Source organism: Candidatus Margulisiibacteriota bacterium, assembly GCA_018822365.1.
Lineage (GTDB): Bacteria > Margulisbacteria > WOR-1 > O2-12-FULL-45-9 > XYB2-FULL-48-7 > XYB2-FULL-45-9.
In genome coordinates this window covers 1-17,428 of record JAHJKL010000010.1, presented here as the reverse complement: position 1 = coordinate 17,428, position 17,428 = coordinate 1, and the positions used below count along the sequence as shown (strand labels likewise).

The following is a 17,428-nucleotide window of genomic DNA, read 5'->3' as shown; positions in this document are numbered from 1 at the left end:
CCCTTTCGTCACAATAAAACGATAATTTCAGTTGTGTTATAATTCAAACATGCAGTCAATCGCTTATCCGGTGGGGGAAAACCTTTACCTGAACATCACCAACCGCTGTACCAACGAGTGCACTTTCTGCATCCGGAACAAGGTCCGCGATTTTAACCAGAAATACGAGCTCTGGCTGGAAAAAGAGCCGTCAGTTGAAGAGATCATGGCGGCGATCGGCGACCCGAAAAGATATCCGCAGATCGTCTTTTGCGGCTACGGCGAGCCACTGATCCGGCTTGACGTCGTCAAAGAGGTCGCCAGTGCTATCCGGTCCCTGGCCCCTGGTCCCCCTCCCCTAATCAGGATCGATACTAACGGGACCGCCAACCTCTTTTGGGGAAAAAATATCCTGCCGGAGCTCAAAGGCTTGGTCGACGCGCTGTCGATCAGCCTGAACGCCCAGAATGCCGGGCTCTACAACAAAGTCTGCCTCCCCGCTCTGGGTGACAAAAGCTACGAGGCAGTGCTAGACTTTATTAAAGAAGCAAAAAAATATATCCCGGAAGTAGAGGCCTCGGTCGTTGCTTTGCCTGGAATAGATATTGAAGCTTGCCGACAGATCGCCGAAAATCTGGAAGCTAAGTTCCGGGTTCGGACCTATTATGAGGAGAAATATGTCAAATAACTTCGATCTGGCAATTTTGGGCGGCGGACCGGGAGGTTACGCCGCCGCGATCCGGGCCGCCCAGCTCGGCGCCAGGGTAGGCCTGATTGAGCAGGAGAAGGTCGGCGGGACCTGCCTCAACCGTGGGTGCATCCCGACCAAAGCGCTGATCGCCTGCACCAACTTTTACGAGCGGATGCAGAAGGCCGAGAGCCTCGGACTCTCCGCCCAAAACATTTCCATAGATTTCACTAAAGTCGTCGCCCGCAAGAACGAAGTCGTTGCCAAATTGGTAAAGGGATTAGCCGGACTGATCGAAAAGAACGGGATCGAGCTGATCAAAGGAAAAGGGACAGTCTTGGGACCGGATAAAATCGAGGTCGAGAAATCAGACGGTAGTAAGTTGTCAGTTGTTAGTTGTAAGTTAATCCTAGCCACCGGCTCCCACCCGGCCACACTCCCCGGCGTAGCTCATGACGGCAAAAAGTTCATCTGCAGTGACGAAGCGCTGGACCTCGCCTCCCCTCCCTCCCGGCTCGATATCATAGGCGGCGGGGTGATCGGGCTCCATTTCGCCATGATCTACAGCTCTCTGGGGACCGCTGTCACCATCTACGAAGCTCAACCAGAGATCTTGCCAGGGGTTGACGATGAGATCGTCGCCATGACCAGACGGCTCCTTAAGCGAAAAAAAGTCGAGGTCAAAACGGGGACTTTCTTCAACCCGAAAGAGACCGGCGATGTTTCTCTGATCTGCGTCGGACGGACTCCGAACCTTGCGGGGCTTGAAACCTTAAAGCTCAAGCTGGATGGGAAGCGGGTCTGGGTCAACGAAAAGATGGAAACCAGTCTCCCCGGCATTTACGCCGTCGGCGATTTGGTCAGCCTGAAGCAGTTCGCCCACGTCGGCTATGAACAGGGGATGATCGCCGCCGAGAACGCCCTCGGAGGGAACCGAACCTACAATTACGACTGTGTCCCCTACGGCATCTACACCCAGCCGGAGATCGCCGGGGTTGGTTTGACGGAAAAAGAAGCTCGGGCAACCCAACCCCATATCAAGACCGGCAAATTCCCGTTCGGAGCGCTCGGAATCGCCCAGGCAATGGGAGAGATCGAAGGGTTCGTCAAATTTGTCGCCGATAAAAACGGGAAGATCCTTGGAGTTCACATTATCGGCCCGGAAGCGACCGCCCTGATCGGGATGGCAACTCTGGCAATAAAAAACAATTTATCCATTGAACAGTTTGGCGCGACCTTCCAGGCCCATCCTTCATACCCCGAAGGGATGCAGGAAGCGGCGGAAGCAGCCTTAGCGCGGGCGCTGCATATTAACAATTAGACGATCAAGCTATTAGCCGTCATCGCTTTGGGGACCGGCAACCCCATCAGGGCAAGGACGGTCACGCCGATATCGGGGATGATCCCTTTTTCCTTCAGTTTAGCTTTTGTTCCCAAGGCCCAAAGTGGGACCGGATTGAGCGAATGCTGGGTGCTGACCACTTCTTTCCCCTTGTTCTCCATCTTCATCTCATCAGCGTTGCCATGATCGGCAGTAATGATAAAAATACCGCCTTTGGCCAACCAGGCGGGAACAAGTTTTTCCAGACACTTAGAAAGATCGGCGATCGCCTCGGTCGCGGCCGCCAGGTTGCCGGTGTGGCCAACCATATCGCCGTTCTGGAAATTGTGAACGATCAAAGAGTATTCTTTTTCGGCGATCGCTTTAAGAGAATAATCGGTTTCAAGATACGCGGTCATCTCCGGGACCCAGTCGTAATGCTTCCCTTCTTCGGTCCGCTCTTTAAGCGAAATATCCTGGGCCAGGTGTCGCTCCTCGCCGGGGAACGGGTCGCTCCGGCGGCCGGAGAACCAACCGGTAACGTGGGCGAATTTCTCTGGCCCGGCCAGACGAAGCTGGGTCAGCCCCGCTTTGGAAACGGTCTCCCCAACCGTTTCGGGAATCTCTTTCTCGGGAAAGGCGGTCAAAGCGTTAACCCCATGGTAATATTCGGTCATCGCCACAAAGACCGTCTGTTGCAATTTAGCGCGTAAAGCCTGGATTTGATCATAAGCTTGATCGCTGATCGGCTTGGTCCCTTTTTTGTAATTGAAGAACTTCTTGTCGGACTCGCAAAAAGCGGCAGTCAGCTGGATCGTCCGGTCCTGGCGGAAATTAAAGTAGATGATCGAGTCTTGCGGTCCCATCCCTTGATAATCGCCAATGACCGTCGGGCGGATAAACTCGTCGGTCTCGCCGCGCGAATATGACCCTTCAATAGCTTCTCTGGCGCTCCCCGTTTTATAATCACCGACCCCATTGACCAAGCATTTCATCGCCAGCAAGGTCTTGTCCCAGGAGGTATCACGATCCATCGCCAATTCTCTTCCCATGACCGTGGCGATCTTCACCCTATCACCTAATCCCAGCTCCCCGATCTTATCTTCCAACATCTTGAGATAGATCTCTCCCGCCGCCTTCGGGTTAGTGTCGCGGCCGTCGGTAAAAAGATGGATATAAATGGCCCGTAGCGCTTCCTTTTTAGCCAGTTCTAAAAGAGCAAAGAGATGTTTAATGCTGGCGTGGACCGTCCCGCTGTGTCCCTGCAGTAATCCCATTAAATGAAGGGCGCCGCCATTCTGTTTTACATTGCGGGCGGCAGCCATTAGCGCATCATTTGTAAAAAAGCTTCCGTCCTCGATCGCTACGTTGATCCGCTCGATCGACTGGTAGACAACCCGCCCCGCCCCCATATTAAGGTGATTGACCTCGGAATTCCCCATCGTTCCCTCCGGCAGGCCGACCGCCAGCCCGGAACACTCCAGTTTGGAGTATGGATGTTTTTCGAATAGCTCTTTAATGAAAGGGGCTTTCCCCTGTTCAATAGCATCGTAGATCGCGTTCTTCCGGCTCTTTTCGCCAATGGCGAAGCCGTCGAGGATGCATAAATAGACCGGAGTGGTTTTGCTCATAGTACTTGATATTATAGCAAACTTTGAAAAATACCGCCCGGCATGTTAAAATAGGTCCATTGGCATTATGCGGGAGTAGCTCAGTTGGTAGAGCACGACCTTGCCAAGGTCGGGGTCGCGAGTTCGAGCCTCGTCTCCCGCTAATAAATTTTGCTGGCGCAAAATTTAAGATGAAGAATTAAGAATTGAGGATTAAGGCAAGGAAAATAGTAATTATTTTATTAAAGCCAGCAAAATTTATTCCTTAATCCTTCATCTTAATTCTTAATCCTTTTTTTCATAATGAACAAAACGTACCCACATGAATTTTGGATATATTAAGGTTAAGGAACATGATTTCCGAACAGGAACAAAGCAAGCTTTATTTAGAGCTCGAAGAGATATCAAAAATGTTGGCTGGACTAATAAACAGTCAAAAATAAAAAAGAAAAGGAGATTTATCATGGTTAGATTAGCGGAAGAGTATTTTTTTATCGGTGAGAGGGCTACTTCAAAGGCGAGGATCGAAAAAATAATTGGCCGGCAAATTATGGATTCCCGCGGGAATCCGACGGTCGAAGTCGATGTTATCTTAAAGGACGGGACCCTGGGCCGGGCGGCAGTCCCTTCCGGCGCTTCGACAGGAACGAACGAAGCGCTTGAGCTTCGCGATAAAGACGACAAACGCTACGGCGGCAAAGGGGTCTACACCGCGGTCAAGAACATCAACGAAAAGATCGCCCCGAAACTGATCGGGATGCCAGCCCACCAGCAGCTCAAGATCGACAACCTGATGCTTGAGCTCGACGGGACCGAATTCAAGAGCAACCTTGGCGCCAACGCTTTGCTCGGCGTCTCTCTCGCCGTGGCCCAGGCGGCAGCCAAATCATACGGCCTCCCCCTATTCAAATATATCGGCGGAGACAACGCGACCATCCTCCCTGTTCCCAACATGAACGTCATGAACGGCGGCGCCCATGCCGGTTGGAACATTGAGCTTCAGGAATTTATGATCTCCCCCGCCGGAGTCGCTTCTTTCTCTGACGCTTTGCGGGTCGGGGCCGAAGTTTACCAGACCTTGAAAAAAGTCCTGAAAGACCGGGGCTTGGCAACTACCGTCGGTGACGAGGGTGGTTTTGCCCCCAAGCTGACCAAGAACGAAGAAGCGCTTCAGGTTATCATGGAAGCGATCGAAAAAGCCGGATACGCTCCCGGCAAAGATGTCTTCATTTCTCTCGACCCAGCCTCCAGCGAGTTTTTTAAAGATGGGAAATACCAGCTCAAGAGCGAAGGACGCGCCCTTTCTTCCGAAGAGATGGTAAATATGTATGTCGAGTGGTGCAACAAGTACCCGATCATCTCGATCGAAGACGGCTGTTCCGAAGCCGACTGGGACGGCTGGAAGCTCCTCACCGAGAAGCTTGGCGGCAAGATCCAGCTGGTCGGCGACGATCTCTTCGTCACCAACCCGACATTCCTTAAAAAAGGGATCAAGGCCAAAACTGCCAATTCTATTCTGATCAAACTCAACCAGATCGGCACCCTTTCCGAAACCCTTTATACCATGGAGATCGCCAAAAATGCCGGCTACACTTATATGACCTCCCACCGGAGCGGTGAGACCGAGGATACCACGATCGCCGACCTGGCGGTCGCCACCAACTCCGGCCAGATCAAGACGGGGGCCCCGGCCCGGTCAGAGCGGGTCGCCAAATACAACCAGCTGCTCAGGATCGAAGAAATACTTGGTGAAAAGGCGAAATTTATCGGTTTAGCGGGATTCAATCCGAAGAAGTAATTGCTCTGTAAAAATAAAAAAGGAGCCGATCCGCCACGTCGGATCTGGCTCCTTTTTTTTAGGCTCTGGTCGCTGAAAAAGAAGTTGGATTATTCCTGAACCAGGTCGTACTTAACAATGCCGCGCTCAAGGATCTTCTTGGTAACGTTATTTTCGGGGATCTCGTAAACAATGACAGTTTCATCCTGGTAAAGGTTCATCGTCTTGCACTTTGGGCATTTGATCTCTACCCGGCTGCCGTCGCCAACCTTGGCCAGCAACCGATGGCAAAATTTACATCTGAAATCTTTTAACATAGCTCTCTATCCTCCTCTTTATGGGGTTGTATAGCTCACAAATGGTTATCGGGGGGCTTTCCTTGAAATTTCAGGGGATTTAATGATTTGCCTTGCTTTCTTTTTTCCACTGCTATACAATTCCTTTAGAAAAAAGTAGGAGGCATTATTATGTTGAGAATGATCGGCTACGGTTTGATCCTCTGGGTGATCCCTTATGTAACCGCAATCCCTTTAATGGGACTAATGACCTCCGATCCAACATTTTTCAAGACGATCATGATTGTCGAAGCTTCCCTGATTGGCGCGATTTTGACTGTCGTTTATTTCGCTAAGGTTGAAAAAGACTATTTAAAAGAAGGACTTATCTTAGGCATAGTTTGGTTGGCGGTCAACTGGCTAATGGATTTTATCGCTCTCCTTCCGCTTTCCAAAATGCCGTTTAACCGGTATTTTATCGAAATCGGCCTGCGCTACTTCATTGCGCTGGCAATGACAGTACCAGTCGGTTATTTGCTGGATAAAAAGGTGAAATAACAACCAATACAACTTATAGGCTTGCGCCTGGCGACCTCCCCCCATATAAATAAGGGAATTCCCTCGCCTACCGGGCATTTTACCCTCTTCTTGATAATATCCGGACACTTTTTCTTCTAAAATCAGCAAACAAATAAATCAAGATTTTTTAATATTTATCCGCGGTAAGAAGGTACAATAAAAAAATAGCCGGCGAACCCGGCCCCCACCGGCTATTTTAACTCTTACCTTGTCAATTAGCCTCAGGCGTAGTAGGAGGCTCAACATTAGGAATGAAACTTGATCTGCTGAGAATGTCAATATTATAACTAAGGTCATCTACTTTTGAAGTAAGTGTAACTTCATTAATAAATGGTGAAACTTTAATTGAGGATAAGCTTGTAGTTAACCATTCATCATCATTAGGCATTGGATTCTGAAAAAAACAATCATAAGGAGCGTACCCGGCTGGAATATTTATCACAACCCGACCGCTAGCATCTGTCTTCACATTAAAACCAAGCCACCCTCGCACTGTCCCTGATTCATCGGAAGATTTTGCCCAAATATTCCCATTTTGATTGGCCAAGGCAAGATGAGGCATACCAGCGGAATGAAAATAAAATAATTTTATTATGAACACCCGAGAGATAGGCTTCAGTGAGCCGATTTTTACTGTATTTTTGTTGACAGATAGTTTAGCTGGAGCAGCAGAAGTACTGCTAACAATAACAAACACAAATAGTCCCGCTATCAAAAGTCCCAATAATTTTTTCATTTTTCATTCATCTCCTTTTGCTCTCACACAAATAGTACCATGTCCTTCTTGTTTGTCAACAGCATATTAAACCTTGCGTCCAACCCCTCTCCCCCCATATAATAGAGAAATGACAACCAAGCACATCGTCCTGATCGATGGAAACTCGCTCGCTTACCGGGCTTTTTACGCCCTGCCCGATACCATGCGGACGACGACCGGCATTACCACCAACGCTATTTATGGGTTTACCACCATGCTGATCAAAGTTCTCGACAGCCAGCCGGATTTTGTCGCCATCGCTTTTGACCGGCCGGAACCGACCTTCAGACATACTGAATATAAAGAATATAAAGCGACCCGGCAAAAAGCCCCCCCTACCCTGCATGAACAAATGCCCTACGTTAAAGAGGTTGCGGCCGCTTTTGGCATCCCGATCTACGAACTGGCCGGCTACGAGGGGGACGACATTATCGGCACCCTGGCGGTTGAAGCGGGGAAAAAAGGTTACGACGTCACCATCTTGACTGGGGACCTAGACCCTCTCCAGCTGGTCAATGACCAGATCAAAGTTCTGGCCACCAGAAAAGGGATTACCGACACTGTGCTCTATGGGCCAAAAGAGGTTGAAGCGCGCTATGACGGCTTAAAACCGGAACAGCTGATCGACTACAAGGCGCTCAAAGGAGACAGTTCGGACAATATCCCCGGCGTTCCAAAAGTCGGAGAAAAGACCGCGGTCGAGCTTCTGAAAGAATACAAGACCCTGGAAGGAGTTTACGCCAACCTCGAGAAAATAAAAAAACCGGCCCTTCAAGAGAACCTGAAGAACAACCGCTCTTTAGCCGACTTGAGCCGCCGGCTCGGAACGATCGTCACCAACGCCCCGATCCATATCGATTTTGAACAAAGCCGCCGGGCCCCGGTCGATTGGGAAAAGGTCCTGCCGGTCTTCAATAAATTCGAATTTGGCACTCTCTATAAAAAGTACAGCCAGGGACTGGTCAATTACCAGCCGGAAAAAGTCATGGAACGCAAGCGGGAAGAGATCGCCAAATTTAATTTCACCTGCGTCAAGGACGAGCCAACGCTCGAGCAAATGATCAAAACCTTAGGCCAGGCCGAAGCTTTTGCTTTTGACGTAGAGACGACCAGCCTGAATACTTTTGAAGCGGAGCTGGTCGGAATATCTTTCTCCTGCGAGAGCAAGCAGGCCTACTATCTTCCGCTTGGACACGGGCTGGCCCTGCGCCCCACCTTGGAAATACTTAAGCCGCTCTTTCTCTCAAACAAGCTCAAGATCGGCCATAATTTGAAATACGACATTGAGGTCATGAACAATCACGGCATAGAAGTTGCCGGCCCCCTCTTCGATACCATGGTCGCCGCCTACCTGATCGATCCGACCAGCGGCAAGCTTGGGCTCAAGATCCTGGCCAAACAGTTCCTCGGCCGGGAAATGATCGAATTGATGGAACTGATCGGCAAAGATGGGAAATATGCCGGCTTTGCCGAGGTCCCGGTCGAAATAGCTACCGACTATGCCGCCAGCGACGCCGAAGCGACCTTTGGTCTTTATGAGATCTTCAAGCTCGCGCTAAAAGGCCAGAAGCTGGAAAGCTTATTTAACGAGGTGGAAATGCCGCTTCTCGCCGTCCTGATCAAAATGGAAGAGACCGGGGTCAAAATCGATGCCGGCCTGCTGGCCGAGCAGGCGGCAGAGATCGAAAAGGAATTAAAAGAACTGGAACAGCATATTCACGCTATCGCCGGCGAAGTTTTCAATATCAACTCGACTAAACAATTGGCCCAGATCCTCTTCACCAAACTAATGCTCCCGGTGATCAAGAAAGGGAAGACCGGCCCGTCAACCGACTTCGAGGTCTTGGAAGAACTGGCGGCCCGGAAGTTCGAGATCGCCGAAAAATTGATCGACTACCGCCAGCTGACCAAGCTTAAAAATACCTATATCGATGTTTTACCGACCCTGGTAAACGCCAGGACCGGGCGGATCCACAGCTCATTTAACCAGACAATTACCGCTACCGGTCGGCTCTCCAGCTCCGATCCCAACCTTCAGAACATCCCGGCCCGCGGCGACTGGGGAAAAAGGCTCCGCTCCGTCTTTATTCCGGAAAAAACCGATCGGCTGATCCTGGCAGCCGATTATTCCCAGATCGAACTTCGGGTCCTTGCCCACTTGAGCTCTGACCCGGTCCTGCTGGAGGCGTTCAATCAAGGGACCGATATCCACCAGCGGACCGCCGACGAGCTCGGCATCTCACGTGCCGACGCCAAAACTGTCAATTTTGGCATCATCTACGGCATCTCTGACTTTGGACTGGCCAAACAGCTGAAGGTTAAACGACCCGAAGCGGCCGGCATAATTGAACGCTACTTCGCTAAACATCAGGGGGTCAAGGCCTTTATTGATAAAACGATCAAAGAGGCCAAAGAAAACGGCTACGTCACGACAATGCTGGGGCGCAAGCGCCCGGTCCCCGATATTAACAGCCCGAACGCCGGACTCCGCTCGGCAACGGAACGGATGGCGATCAACACCCCAGTCCAGGGGAGCGCGGCCGACCTGATCAAGCTGGCGATGATAACTACCAACCAACAACTAACAACGCACAACTTGAAGGCCAAAATGATTATGCAAGTGCATGACGAATTGGTGTTTGAATGCCCGGCAGAAGAAGCGGATACGGTCAAAAAAATAGTGGTCCAGGAGATGGAAAACGCGGTCAAATTGAGCGTTCCGGTGAAGGTTGATATCGGCGCGGGAAAGAACTGGGCGGAGGCTAAGGGTTAACCCCCCTTTAATGTTTTTTCCAGCCGCCCTATCTCCTCCGGCGACAGCTCTATAAAATTGATGATCCCTTCTGTAAAGTGAAGGGTCGCGGCAATTTGCATTTTTTGGATCTCCCCAGCGTCCCCCCCTACCCCTTTCACCACTAAAGTGACTACTCCCATTTCCCTGCCGTTTATAACCTCGGTCCTGGAATAACTATAGGCGATGTTCATTCCGCACTTTGCTAATTGGCCGGTTATCTTGCCGATAAAGCCCGGTTCGTCCTGGCCGACAATCTCAAAACCGATCGGATTCTTCCGGGAGGAACCGGTTTTGATCAAAGCACTGTACTCATCCATAAATGCGGCTAGCAGGGAAGACAGGTCCCTCATCTCCCCTAACCCGATCCTCTTTAAAAAATCCGACCAGGAATCGTAGCCATTTTCTCGCAGGAATGCCCCAAAATATTTGGATACCATAAAAGCTTTCACCGGAAGATAATATTCTCTAAGCTTGCCGCGCAAATAAAACAAAGCGTTCCCCATCATCTCATTTTCCGGCAGATCGGCCAGAAAATTCCTGATCGCCTGGGCCGCTTCAGGGGTTCTAACATGTTCCAGCCAATTCAACTCCGGCGCCGCTTTCGGGTCAATTTTGATATAAACCCGGTCACCGTCCTTTAGCGGCGTAAAGAGCGACTCCCCCCGGCAGCCGTTTATCTCAGCGCTGACCGCGTGCAGTGCCCCTTCAGGTCTTAAATGGAAAGCGAAATCAAGCGCGGTCGCCCCCTGCGGGAACGGCAAAGGCCGCCCGCGATTCGGAGTGTAAACGGTGATCGGCACGCTTTCGGCGGCAATGATCCTGTAAATGTCGTCATCGCTCAAGCGGTATTCGCTCTCCAGGTGCTTCCGCAGCGCCTCCAGCCAGCGCCGGTTCAGTCCGTGCCAATCTCGGTCTTTGCTGACGCTTGCCAGGACCCCCCCGTGATATTCTCTGTACATTACTGTATCCCTGATCTGGATCAAAAGCTGCCCGCCAGGGACTTGAACATAAGTGTGTAAAAAACGATGCCCGTTAGGACGGGCTTCATTCAAATGGTCTTCGATCTTCTGGTTCTGGGCCGGGTGATATACGCCATGAATTATTCCCATCGCCAGATAACAACCATAATTTTTTTCACTTGGCACGATTACAACAACTCTCCAGATATCGTCAGCCGCGATATCGGTCAATTTTTTGCCCCTCAGTTCGAACCGCTGGTAAAGCTCAAAGACCCCTCTGATTTCCAGCCTTACTATTCCGGCTATACCATGTTCAGCCAGCGCCCTCTCAATATCGGCCATTATCTCTTTGACCCGAGGTTCGCTTTCCCTGACAATAGCGTCCCGATATTCCCTAATCGCGTAAAAGTTTTCCGGCTCAAGATATTTGTAGGCTAAATCTTCAAAATTGCGCTTCAAAGTCCAGATCCCTAAAATATCGGCGATCCGGCTGTAAACGTAAAGGGTTTCCGCCGCTTTTTTCTTGGCCGAAGCGCTATGCGTGTAGGCGAGCGTCCGCATATTATGAAGCCGGTCGGCGAATTTGATGATCAGCACCGCTAGATCCAAGGAAGCGGCGTCAAGAAGCTTGCGCATGATATATTCTTTGGAGGGTTTCTTCCCTACATAATCCGGTTCTTTCCCCAACTCGGTAATGCCGTCGACCAGTTTAGCGACCCCCTCGGTAATAAGGTTTCCAAGCTCTTCTTTAGTAATGTTATTACCAGAGAGATAGCCATCTTCGATCACGTCATGGAGAAGAGCCGCCGCCACTTCTTCGGCTCCCAACCCCCAACGCTTGACGATCTTCGCCGTCTCCATCACGTGAACGATGTATGGTTCGCCGCTTTTGCGAAACTGCCCATTGTGCGCTCGCCAGGCAAGCAAAAAAGCATCCTCAAGCAGGCGCCTTTCCGGCTCGGAAGAACCGCTCATCAACCCTTGTAGTTCACGCCGGCACAGGACTAAAGCACGGTTCATCACCGAAAAATCGCGGCCAAGCAGGTTCGCGGTTAAATATTTAAACCAGTTGGGTGTTGCTGAAGAGCGGATCTCACGGCACAAGACCAGGGCAGCGCTCCGGCCGGCCGGGGAAGGGCCTGGAGGAAAAGGAATGTTCAATTGTTTTCCGGTTTTTGGAATTCTCATAAATGACCTACATTTTATCGCTAACAAGAGGAGGGGATTTCAGTAATAAGGCTATTTTTCGGATTGGTACCTGACGGTTGCCGCTTCAAGCTCAGCCGGCGGCAGTTGCAGGTTGGCAAAGATCAGGTCCGCTTTTTTCCCGGCATTGCTCCGGATCAAGTCTGACGACCGTCCCTGATTCAGCCGAAAATGATCTTGGACCAGCCGATAACCAGAAAGAAAGCCCTGTAAAATAGAGCTGTTTAAGCCATAAATACTCTCCTGTTTTCTAAACGAAACTGGGGCATAAAGCGAGAACGCGTTCCAAAAATTAACCAATCCACGGTCAAACACCCTTTGATCTAGAGCGGAAGAAAGGTCAATGTTCTGGCATACAACTTTTTGTCCGGTCTTGACCTCGTCTATTTTCGCCGATTCAAGAAGGGCCAGATTAAACCTTATTCCACCGAACCGGTCCCTGGCGCCGATAATGTACGCCTGGGCCAGCGCGATCCCAACGCTAAAAAGCAGTTTCTGGCGGAGCTCGGGCTTGCTTTCGATCTCGGCCAGCAAGCCGTTTTCCTTGGCCGAAGCCAGATCGATCCCCGGCAGATAGCCAAAATATTCGTATTCTCTCCCCCGGGTCATGGAGTCGTAACTAGGCGCGCCAAGCGCCGACATCAATAATGATCCGGAAATTTCATTGGCCGGGTGGAGCGGCACAGGCCCTTCATCCTGCCAGAGGATAAATTGTTCTGGTGAGACTTTTTTAGCGACCAGCATTTTACCGGTCTGGTCGGCAAATAAATGAGGGGGGTCGACCCGGAACTCTTCCTGCGCGAATTCCTTGGTATAACGGGAGACCAGCGCGCCGGAACGATCTCTTAAAACCTGGAGCGCGCCATTGGAATCGCGCGCTACCAAAGCGGCGAACTGGTCCGCTTCCCGCCCCGCAAGGTGGGCGATCGGGTCGGCCACGCAGCGCATCGCGGCACGGATAACTTTTGGATTGGGGGTTTTTGGCCGCAAAGCGGCATTAATGACCCGTAAGCTTAAAATGTGCGATTCAATGGTATTCATCTCTTCTCCTTGATATTTATCGACAAAAAACGGGGAATATTTCACCGATCTTCTTAAAGTAGGCTATAATACTGCAAATGCTTGAAACCCTTGTTATCAAAAGCTTTGACCCCAAAGGGAAAGGGGTCGGCCAGCGGGAGAATAAGACTTCCCTCTTAACCGTCCCATTCGCTTATCCGGGGGACCGGCTGGCGGTCAACGTGATCAGCCGAAGCAAAAAGCTGGCCGAGATCATTGAGATCATTGAGCCATCACCCGACCGGATCACCCCTCCCTGCCCTTACGCCGGCTATTGCGGGGGCTGTCCCTGGCAAGGCTTAAATTATCCCGCCCAGCTCCGGCACAAGGAAGCGTTGATCCAGTCGCTTTTCGGCGAGAGCGAACAGATCGTCCCATCGCCAAAACAATACTATTTCCGGAACCGGATGGATTTTGCCTTTGGGGAAAATTACACCCTTGGCCTGCGCCGCGGGCGGAGCGGAATCCTTGACCTCGAAAAATGTCTTCTCCTCTCTGAAAAGAGCAATTTCCTAATGGCCAACCTAAAGTCCTTTGCCGTCAAACATGACCTTAGATCCCACCCGGACGGGCTCCTGCGTCACGCCGTCATCCGGGAAGGAAAAAAGGTCGCCAATATGATTTTAAATATTCTCACTAACGAAAGTGCTCCTCTTCCGCTTGATCCCCTCTGGCAGGAACTTCAAAATGAGCTCGCGGGGATCTCCTGGAGCATCAACCGCTCGCCGGCCGACCTCTCTGTCGGCGACATCCAGTTGACGCGCGGCCAGGACCACTACTTTGATGAATTGAACGGCCTCCGCTTCAAGATCCCGGTCCAGTCATTCTTTCAAACCAACCCTGAGCAAGCGGAGCGGCTTATTAAAACCGTGGCAGAATTTCTCGCCCTGCAAGGTGGTGAAACAATTCTCGATCTTTACTCCGGAACTGGCAGTATCGGACTTTCACTGGCAGATAAAGCCAAAAAAGTCATCGGCTTCGAGGAAGACGCCGCCGCAGCCGCGCTCTCTCTGGAAAACGCCCAACTGAACGGGATCGGTAATTATTCGGCGACTGCCGGACGGGCTGAAGATGTTTTCCCCTCTTTTGAGGGGAAAGTCGAGGTCGTCGTGGTTGATCCGCCAAGGCCGGGGCTGCATAAAAAGGTGATCAGGAAGTTGGGTGAATTGAAGCCGACAAAGCTGGTCTACGTTTCCTGTAATCCGCGGACGCAAAAAGATGACCTGGAAAAATTTAAGGTTTTTGGTTATCGGGTCAACCGCTGCCAGCCGCTCGACATGTTCCCCCACACCCCGCACCTGGAAAACATTCTGCTTCTTACTCGTTAATTGACGCCAGATACCGCTCCCCAATTATCACCGCGGCATGATCATCGACCGGGACCGGCGGCACGCGGAAAGTCGTCGGAATAAATCTGATCCAACCGGTTGGCCGGTTCTCTTCCCAGTAGCGGGTCCTTGCTTCTCTGGTGGAATTCTTTTCGGAAACCGCCGTCGATACCAACCCGGCGGCGGAAAGCTCTTTTTGAAGTTTTTTCCCTTCGGCGCTTTTGCCGATCACTACCGCAAAAGGAGCGTATCTGCGGAACATCTCCTGAATTTCGCCGACCGCCGCCTGGCGGGAAACTACTTTTTTTTCGCTGGCCTGTTTGGCGTTATCAATGGCGGCCAGGCCGCATTTATCTTTTCCGGGATCGATCGCCAGGATCATTTCCCCTCCGTTTTGAAGTCCACTTCAAGCGGTCCGACGGTAAAGATATCTTTTTTGGCAACGACTTTAAGCGTAACTGTTTTTTTGCCCGCTCTGATCTTTTTGGCCAGCTCAAAGATCTGAGAATAAGGAAGGCTGCCGATCGACCCGGTATTATCGGGAATGATCCCGGAACTCCGGGCCAAAAGGTGGACCGTTTTAAGCAAGGACATGATCTCCTGCTGGACCTGTTCATCCGAAAGCCCCAGCGGGATATCCCGCTGGCCGATCTCCGCCCCGCTGGCAAAGATCAGCCGGTTTGGCTCAAAATCAAAACTGGCCGGGACCTTCTCTCCCCAGAGAATGTTCCGGCCGGCGATTAATTTGACAATATAACCCCCATCTTTCCCGGCCAGAGAATCAAGCGCTTCGTCAAACTCTTCCGGTGGAACGGCGATCACCCCATCCTTGGTCTTGATCCCCATCGCCATTAGTTCAAGGTCAGCTCCAGCAATGATCCGCCGTAAGCCATCGTCGAGCTTCTCGCGGTCCGGGCCAGCCTGGATCAAAGAGATGCTGATCACATCTCCGTTCTTGAATAAGAGCTGCCCCTGTCTTGTCGTCTTGACCTCCTGGGAAAGTTTCATTCGGGCCGCCTGCAAAGCGGTGATCTCCTTTTTGGCGGTCGTCAGTTTTTCTTCCAGCTCTTTCTGCTGCCCCCTTTTGACCTCAAGTTCTTTGTTGAGGTCAATCAGCGCCCGGTTGGCCGCCTTAACCTCCAGATTTTTCCGGTCAACCACCCCCTTGAGCCGCTCCAACCCTAAGATCGCGGTCCGGGCATCCTGTGAAATTGCAATAACAATTAAAAAAGTAAATAAAGCGATCAGGCTGCCGGAAATAACGGTGATCGTCATGGCGGTATGGCGCGGCCGGAGGTTTAGCAGGGTCAGCCGCCGCTTGCCGATCGACTTGCCGACCAGGTTCCCGATGTAGGCGACCACGCCGCCAACCAGGACCAGAAGAATAACGATCTGCGCGATAAAAACCATTATTTCTCCGACGCTTTTTTCAAAATGTACCAGGCGACCCCGCCGGTCACGACGTTCGGGGCCCAGGCGGCAAACAGGGGAGTAAAAAGCTTCATCTCGCCAAGCGACATGGAAAGGAAGGTCGCGATGTAATAGAAAAAGATGACAATGATCGAGAGGCCAAGCCCGACCGAGCCTGATGCCCGGCGCGGTGAGATCCCGAGCGGCGCCCCGAGCAGGGCAAAGACCAGCGAAGCGAACGGGATCGCCATTTTCATGTAAAGCTGGATGGTCAGGCTGGTGACGTCGGTCCCCATTTTTTGTTTCAGGCCGATATAGTCGCGCATTTGCCGCATGGTCATGTCGTCAGGATTACGCTCTTCGGTAAAAAAGTCGGCCGGGGTATATTTGATCGAGATCAACTGTTCTTTAAATTTGATCAGGTGTTTGTATTCTCCGTCTTCCAGAAGATAGATCGTCCCCTGCTCAAAAAGCCATTGGTTTTTGTCCCCCTGCCACATCGCCCGGGCGGCGTTGATCAGCTGGACCAGTTTGCCGCCGGCAAATTCCTGGACGATCACCCCGGTCATCGTCCCCCCTTCGATCGATTCGGCATAAAAGATCCGGCGCAACTCCCCTTTTTCGAGCTCCGGCACAAAGACGTTCTTCTGGAACTTCGGTTTGGTCTGGACCGACGCCTGGATCACCAGGTTCTTGGCCGCTTTATTCGCTTCCGGGACAACGATCTCGGAAAAAGCCAGATTAGTAAAAGCGACCAGCAAACCGAGCGCGGCGACCGGCACGATCAAGCGATAGAGCGAAACGCCGGAAGCGCGGAAAGCGATGATCTCAGAGTCGTGCGACAGGCGGGAAAAAGCGAGGATAGCCCCCAGCAAAGTCGCCATCGGGAAAATAATAATAATGATCGCGGGAAGCTTAAAAACAAAGAGCTGAAGGGCAACGATCAACGGCATCCCCTTTAATACCACCGCCCGGACCAGATCAAAAAGGATCATTGAAGCCGAAAGGATGGCGGTAAACGCCCCCAGGCCAAAAAAGAACGGCTCGAACAATTCGCGGAAAATATAACGGTCGATTATCTTGAACATTCTACAACTGGAACTCGTCGCCGAGGTAAAACTTTTTCGCCTCGGGGTTGGCCGCCACTTCTTTGGAATTACCGGAAACGAGGACCTCTCCCTTATGGACAATATAAGCCCGGTCGGTGATCGCCAGGGTTTCCCGGACATTGTGGTCGGTGATCAGGATGCCTATCCCTTTTTGTTTGAGCCGGTTAATGATCTCCTGGAGATCGGTAATGGTTTTCGGGTCGATCCCGGTGAACGGCTCATCCAGCAGAAGGAATTGCGGATTGGTCGACAGGGCCCGGGCGATCTCCGCCCTGCGCTGTTCGCCGCCGGAAAGAGAATAAGCTTTTTGCTTGCGCAGATGGGTGATCCCAAGCTCATCAAGCAATTTGACCAGCCGCTCTTCATACTCTTTTTTAGGGATCTCCGGCATCAGCTCCCAGAGAACAAAGATGTTTTCTTCGACGGTCAATTTGCGGAAGATCGACTGTTCCTGCGGCAGATAACCGATCCCCATCTTCGAGCGCTGGTGCATCGGGAAATAAGTTATGTCGTGATCGCCAAGGTAAACCCTTCCGGCGTTTGGCCTGACCAGGCCGACGACCATATAAAAAGTTGT

General features: G+C 51.4%; 15 protein-coding genes and 1 tRNA gene. 7 read left to right on the top strand and 9 right to left on the bottom strand.

Going from position 1 to position 17,428, the window contains the following annotated elements; genetic code table 11:
- The first annotated feature begins 49 nt into the window (after positions 1 to 49).
- Both KKF06_00655 and lpdA read left to right on the top strand, forming a co-directional pair.
- Entirely contained in the window at positions 50 to 667 is a 618-nt protein-coding gene (locus KKF06_00655) for a TatD family nuclease-associated radical SAM protein (protein MBU1616277.1), read from the top strand.
- Positions 657 to 1,988 (top strand): dihydrolipoyl dehydrogenase, encoded by a 1,332-nt coding sequence (gene lpdA / locus KKF06_00650; protein ID MBU1616276.1) that lies wholly within the window; start codon positions 657 to 659, stop codon positions 1,986 to 1,988. Before KKF06_00655 ends, lpdA begins: the two co-directional genes overlap by 11 nt.
- On the opposite strand, the gene gpmI is transcribed toward lpdA, so the two are convergent.
- On the bottom strand, positions 1,985 to 3,619 hold the full coding sequence (gene gpmI / locus KKF06_00645) for a 2,3-bisphosphoglycerate-independent phosphoglycerate mutase (GenBank protein MBU1616275.1): 1,635 nt from the start codon (positions 3,617 to 3,619) through the stop codon (positions 1,985 to 1,987). The two genes, lpdA and gpmI, sit on opposite strands and share 4 nt — an antisense overlap.
- Before the next feature lie 69 nt (positions 3,620 to 3,688).
- Between gpmI and KKF06_00640 the strand changes: the two genes are divergently transcribed.
- Both KKF06_00640 and eno read left to right on the top strand, forming a co-directional pair.
- Positions 3,689 to 3,761, top strand: a tRNA-Gly gene (locus KKF06_00640).
- Positions 3,762 to 4,061: 300 nt separating this feature from the next.
- Positions 4,062 to 5,396: a phosphopyruvate hydratase gene (gene eno / locus KKF06_00635; GenBank protein MBU1616274.1), complete on the top strand. Its 1,335-nt coding sequence runs from the start codon at positions 4,062 to 4,064 to the stop codon at positions 5,394 to 5,396.
- An 89-nt stretch (positions 5,397 to 5,485) separates the two neighbouring features.
- On the opposite strand, the gene KKF06_00630 is transcribed toward eno, so the two are convergent.
- A complete protein-coding gene (locus KKF06_00630; GenBank protein MBU1616273.1) occupies positions 5,486 to 5,692 on the bottom strand; it encodes a Com family DNA-binding transcriptional regulator in 207 nt (68 codons plus the stop codon).
- Between the two features lie 150 nt (positions 5,693 to 5,842).
- Here KKF06_00630 and KKF06_00625 point away from each other — a divergent pair, with 150 nt between their 5' ends.
- Positions 5,843 to 6,208: a hypothetical protein gene (locus tag KKF06_00625; GenBank protein ID MBU1616272.1), complete on the top strand. Its 366-nt coding sequence runs from the start codon at positions 5,843 to 5,845 to the stop codon at positions 6,206 to 6,208.
- Positions 6,209 to 6,440: 232 nt separating this feature from the next.
- On the opposite strand, the gene KKF06_00620 is transcribed toward KKF06_00625, so the two are convergent.
- Entirely contained in the window at positions 6,441 to 6,965 is a 525-nt protein-coding gene (locus KKF06_00620; protein MBU1616271.1) for a hypothetical protein, read from the bottom strand.
- Between the two features lie 109 nt (positions 6,966 to 7,074).
- On the opposite strand from KKF06_00620, the gene polA reads away from it, so the two are divergent.
- Positions 7,075 to 9,759 (top strand): DNA polymerase I, encoded by a 2,685-nt coding sequence (polA, locus tag KKF06_00615; GenBank protein ID MBU1616270.1) that lies wholly within the window; start codon positions 7,075 to 7,077, stop codon positions 9,757 to 9,759.
- Here polA and KKF06_00610 read toward each other — a convergent pair.
- Together KKF06_00610 and KKF06_00605 are read right to left on the bottom strand one after the other, a co-directional pair.
- The gene (locus KKF06_00610; protein MBU1616269.1) at positions 9,756 to 11,927 is read right to left on the bottom strand and encodes an HD domain-containing protein; all 2,172 of its coding nucleotides are present in this window, start codon (positions 11,925 to 11,927) and stop codon (positions 9,756 to 9,758) included. The genes polA and KKF06_00610 overlap by 4 nt on opposite strands.
- 51 nt (positions 11,928 to 11,978) lie before the next feature.
- Positions 11,979 to 12,986 carry a hypothetical protein gene (locus KKF06_00605; protein MBU1616268.1) on the bottom strand — a complete coding sequence of 336 codons (1,008 nt, stop codon included), beginning with the start codon at positions 12,984 to 12,986 and terminating at the stop codon, positions 11,979 to 11,981.
- Between the two features lie 77 nt (positions 12,987 to 13,063).
- Here KKF06_00605 and rlmD point away from each other — a divergent pair, with 77 nt between their 5' ends.
- Positions 13,064 to 14,332, top strand: coding sequence for a 23S rRNA (uracil(1939)-C(5))-methyltransferase RlmD (rlmD, locus tag KKF06_00600; protein MBU1616267.1), 1,269 nt, complete (start codon positions 13,064 to 13,066; stop codon positions 14,330 to 14,332).
- Here rlmD and ruvX read toward each other — a convergent pair.
- From ruvX to lptB, 4 genes are all read right to left on the bottom strand, one after another.
- Entirely contained in the window at positions 14,322 to 14,714 is a 393-nt protein-coding gene (gene ruvX / locus KKF06_00595; protein ID MBU1616266.1) for a Holliday junction resolvase RuvX, read from the bottom strand. The two genes, rlmD and ruvX, sit on opposite strands and share 11 nt — an antisense overlap.
- Complete coding sequence (locus KKF06_00590; GenBank protein MBU1616265.1) at positions 14,711 to 15,742, bottom strand: DUF3084 domain-containing protein; 1,032 nt, start codon at positions 15,740 to 15,742, stop codon at positions 14,711 to 14,713. The genes ruvX and KKF06_00590 overlap by 4 nt, the downstream gene beginning before the upstream one ends.
- The gene (locus KKF06_00585) at positions 15,742 to 16,830 is read right to left on the bottom strand and encodes an LptF/LptG family permease (protein MBU1616264.1); all 1,089 of its coding nucleotides are present in this window, start codon (positions 16,828 to 16,830) and stop codon (positions 15,742 to 15,744) included. Before KKF06_00585 ends, KKF06_00590 begins: the two co-directional genes overlap by 1 nt.
- Position 16,831: 1 nt before the next feature.
- The coding region (gene lptB, locus KKF06_00580) for an LPS export ABC transporter ATP-binding protein (GenBank protein MBU1616263.1) at positions 16,832 to 17,428 on the bottom strand (597 nt) is incomplete at its 5' end.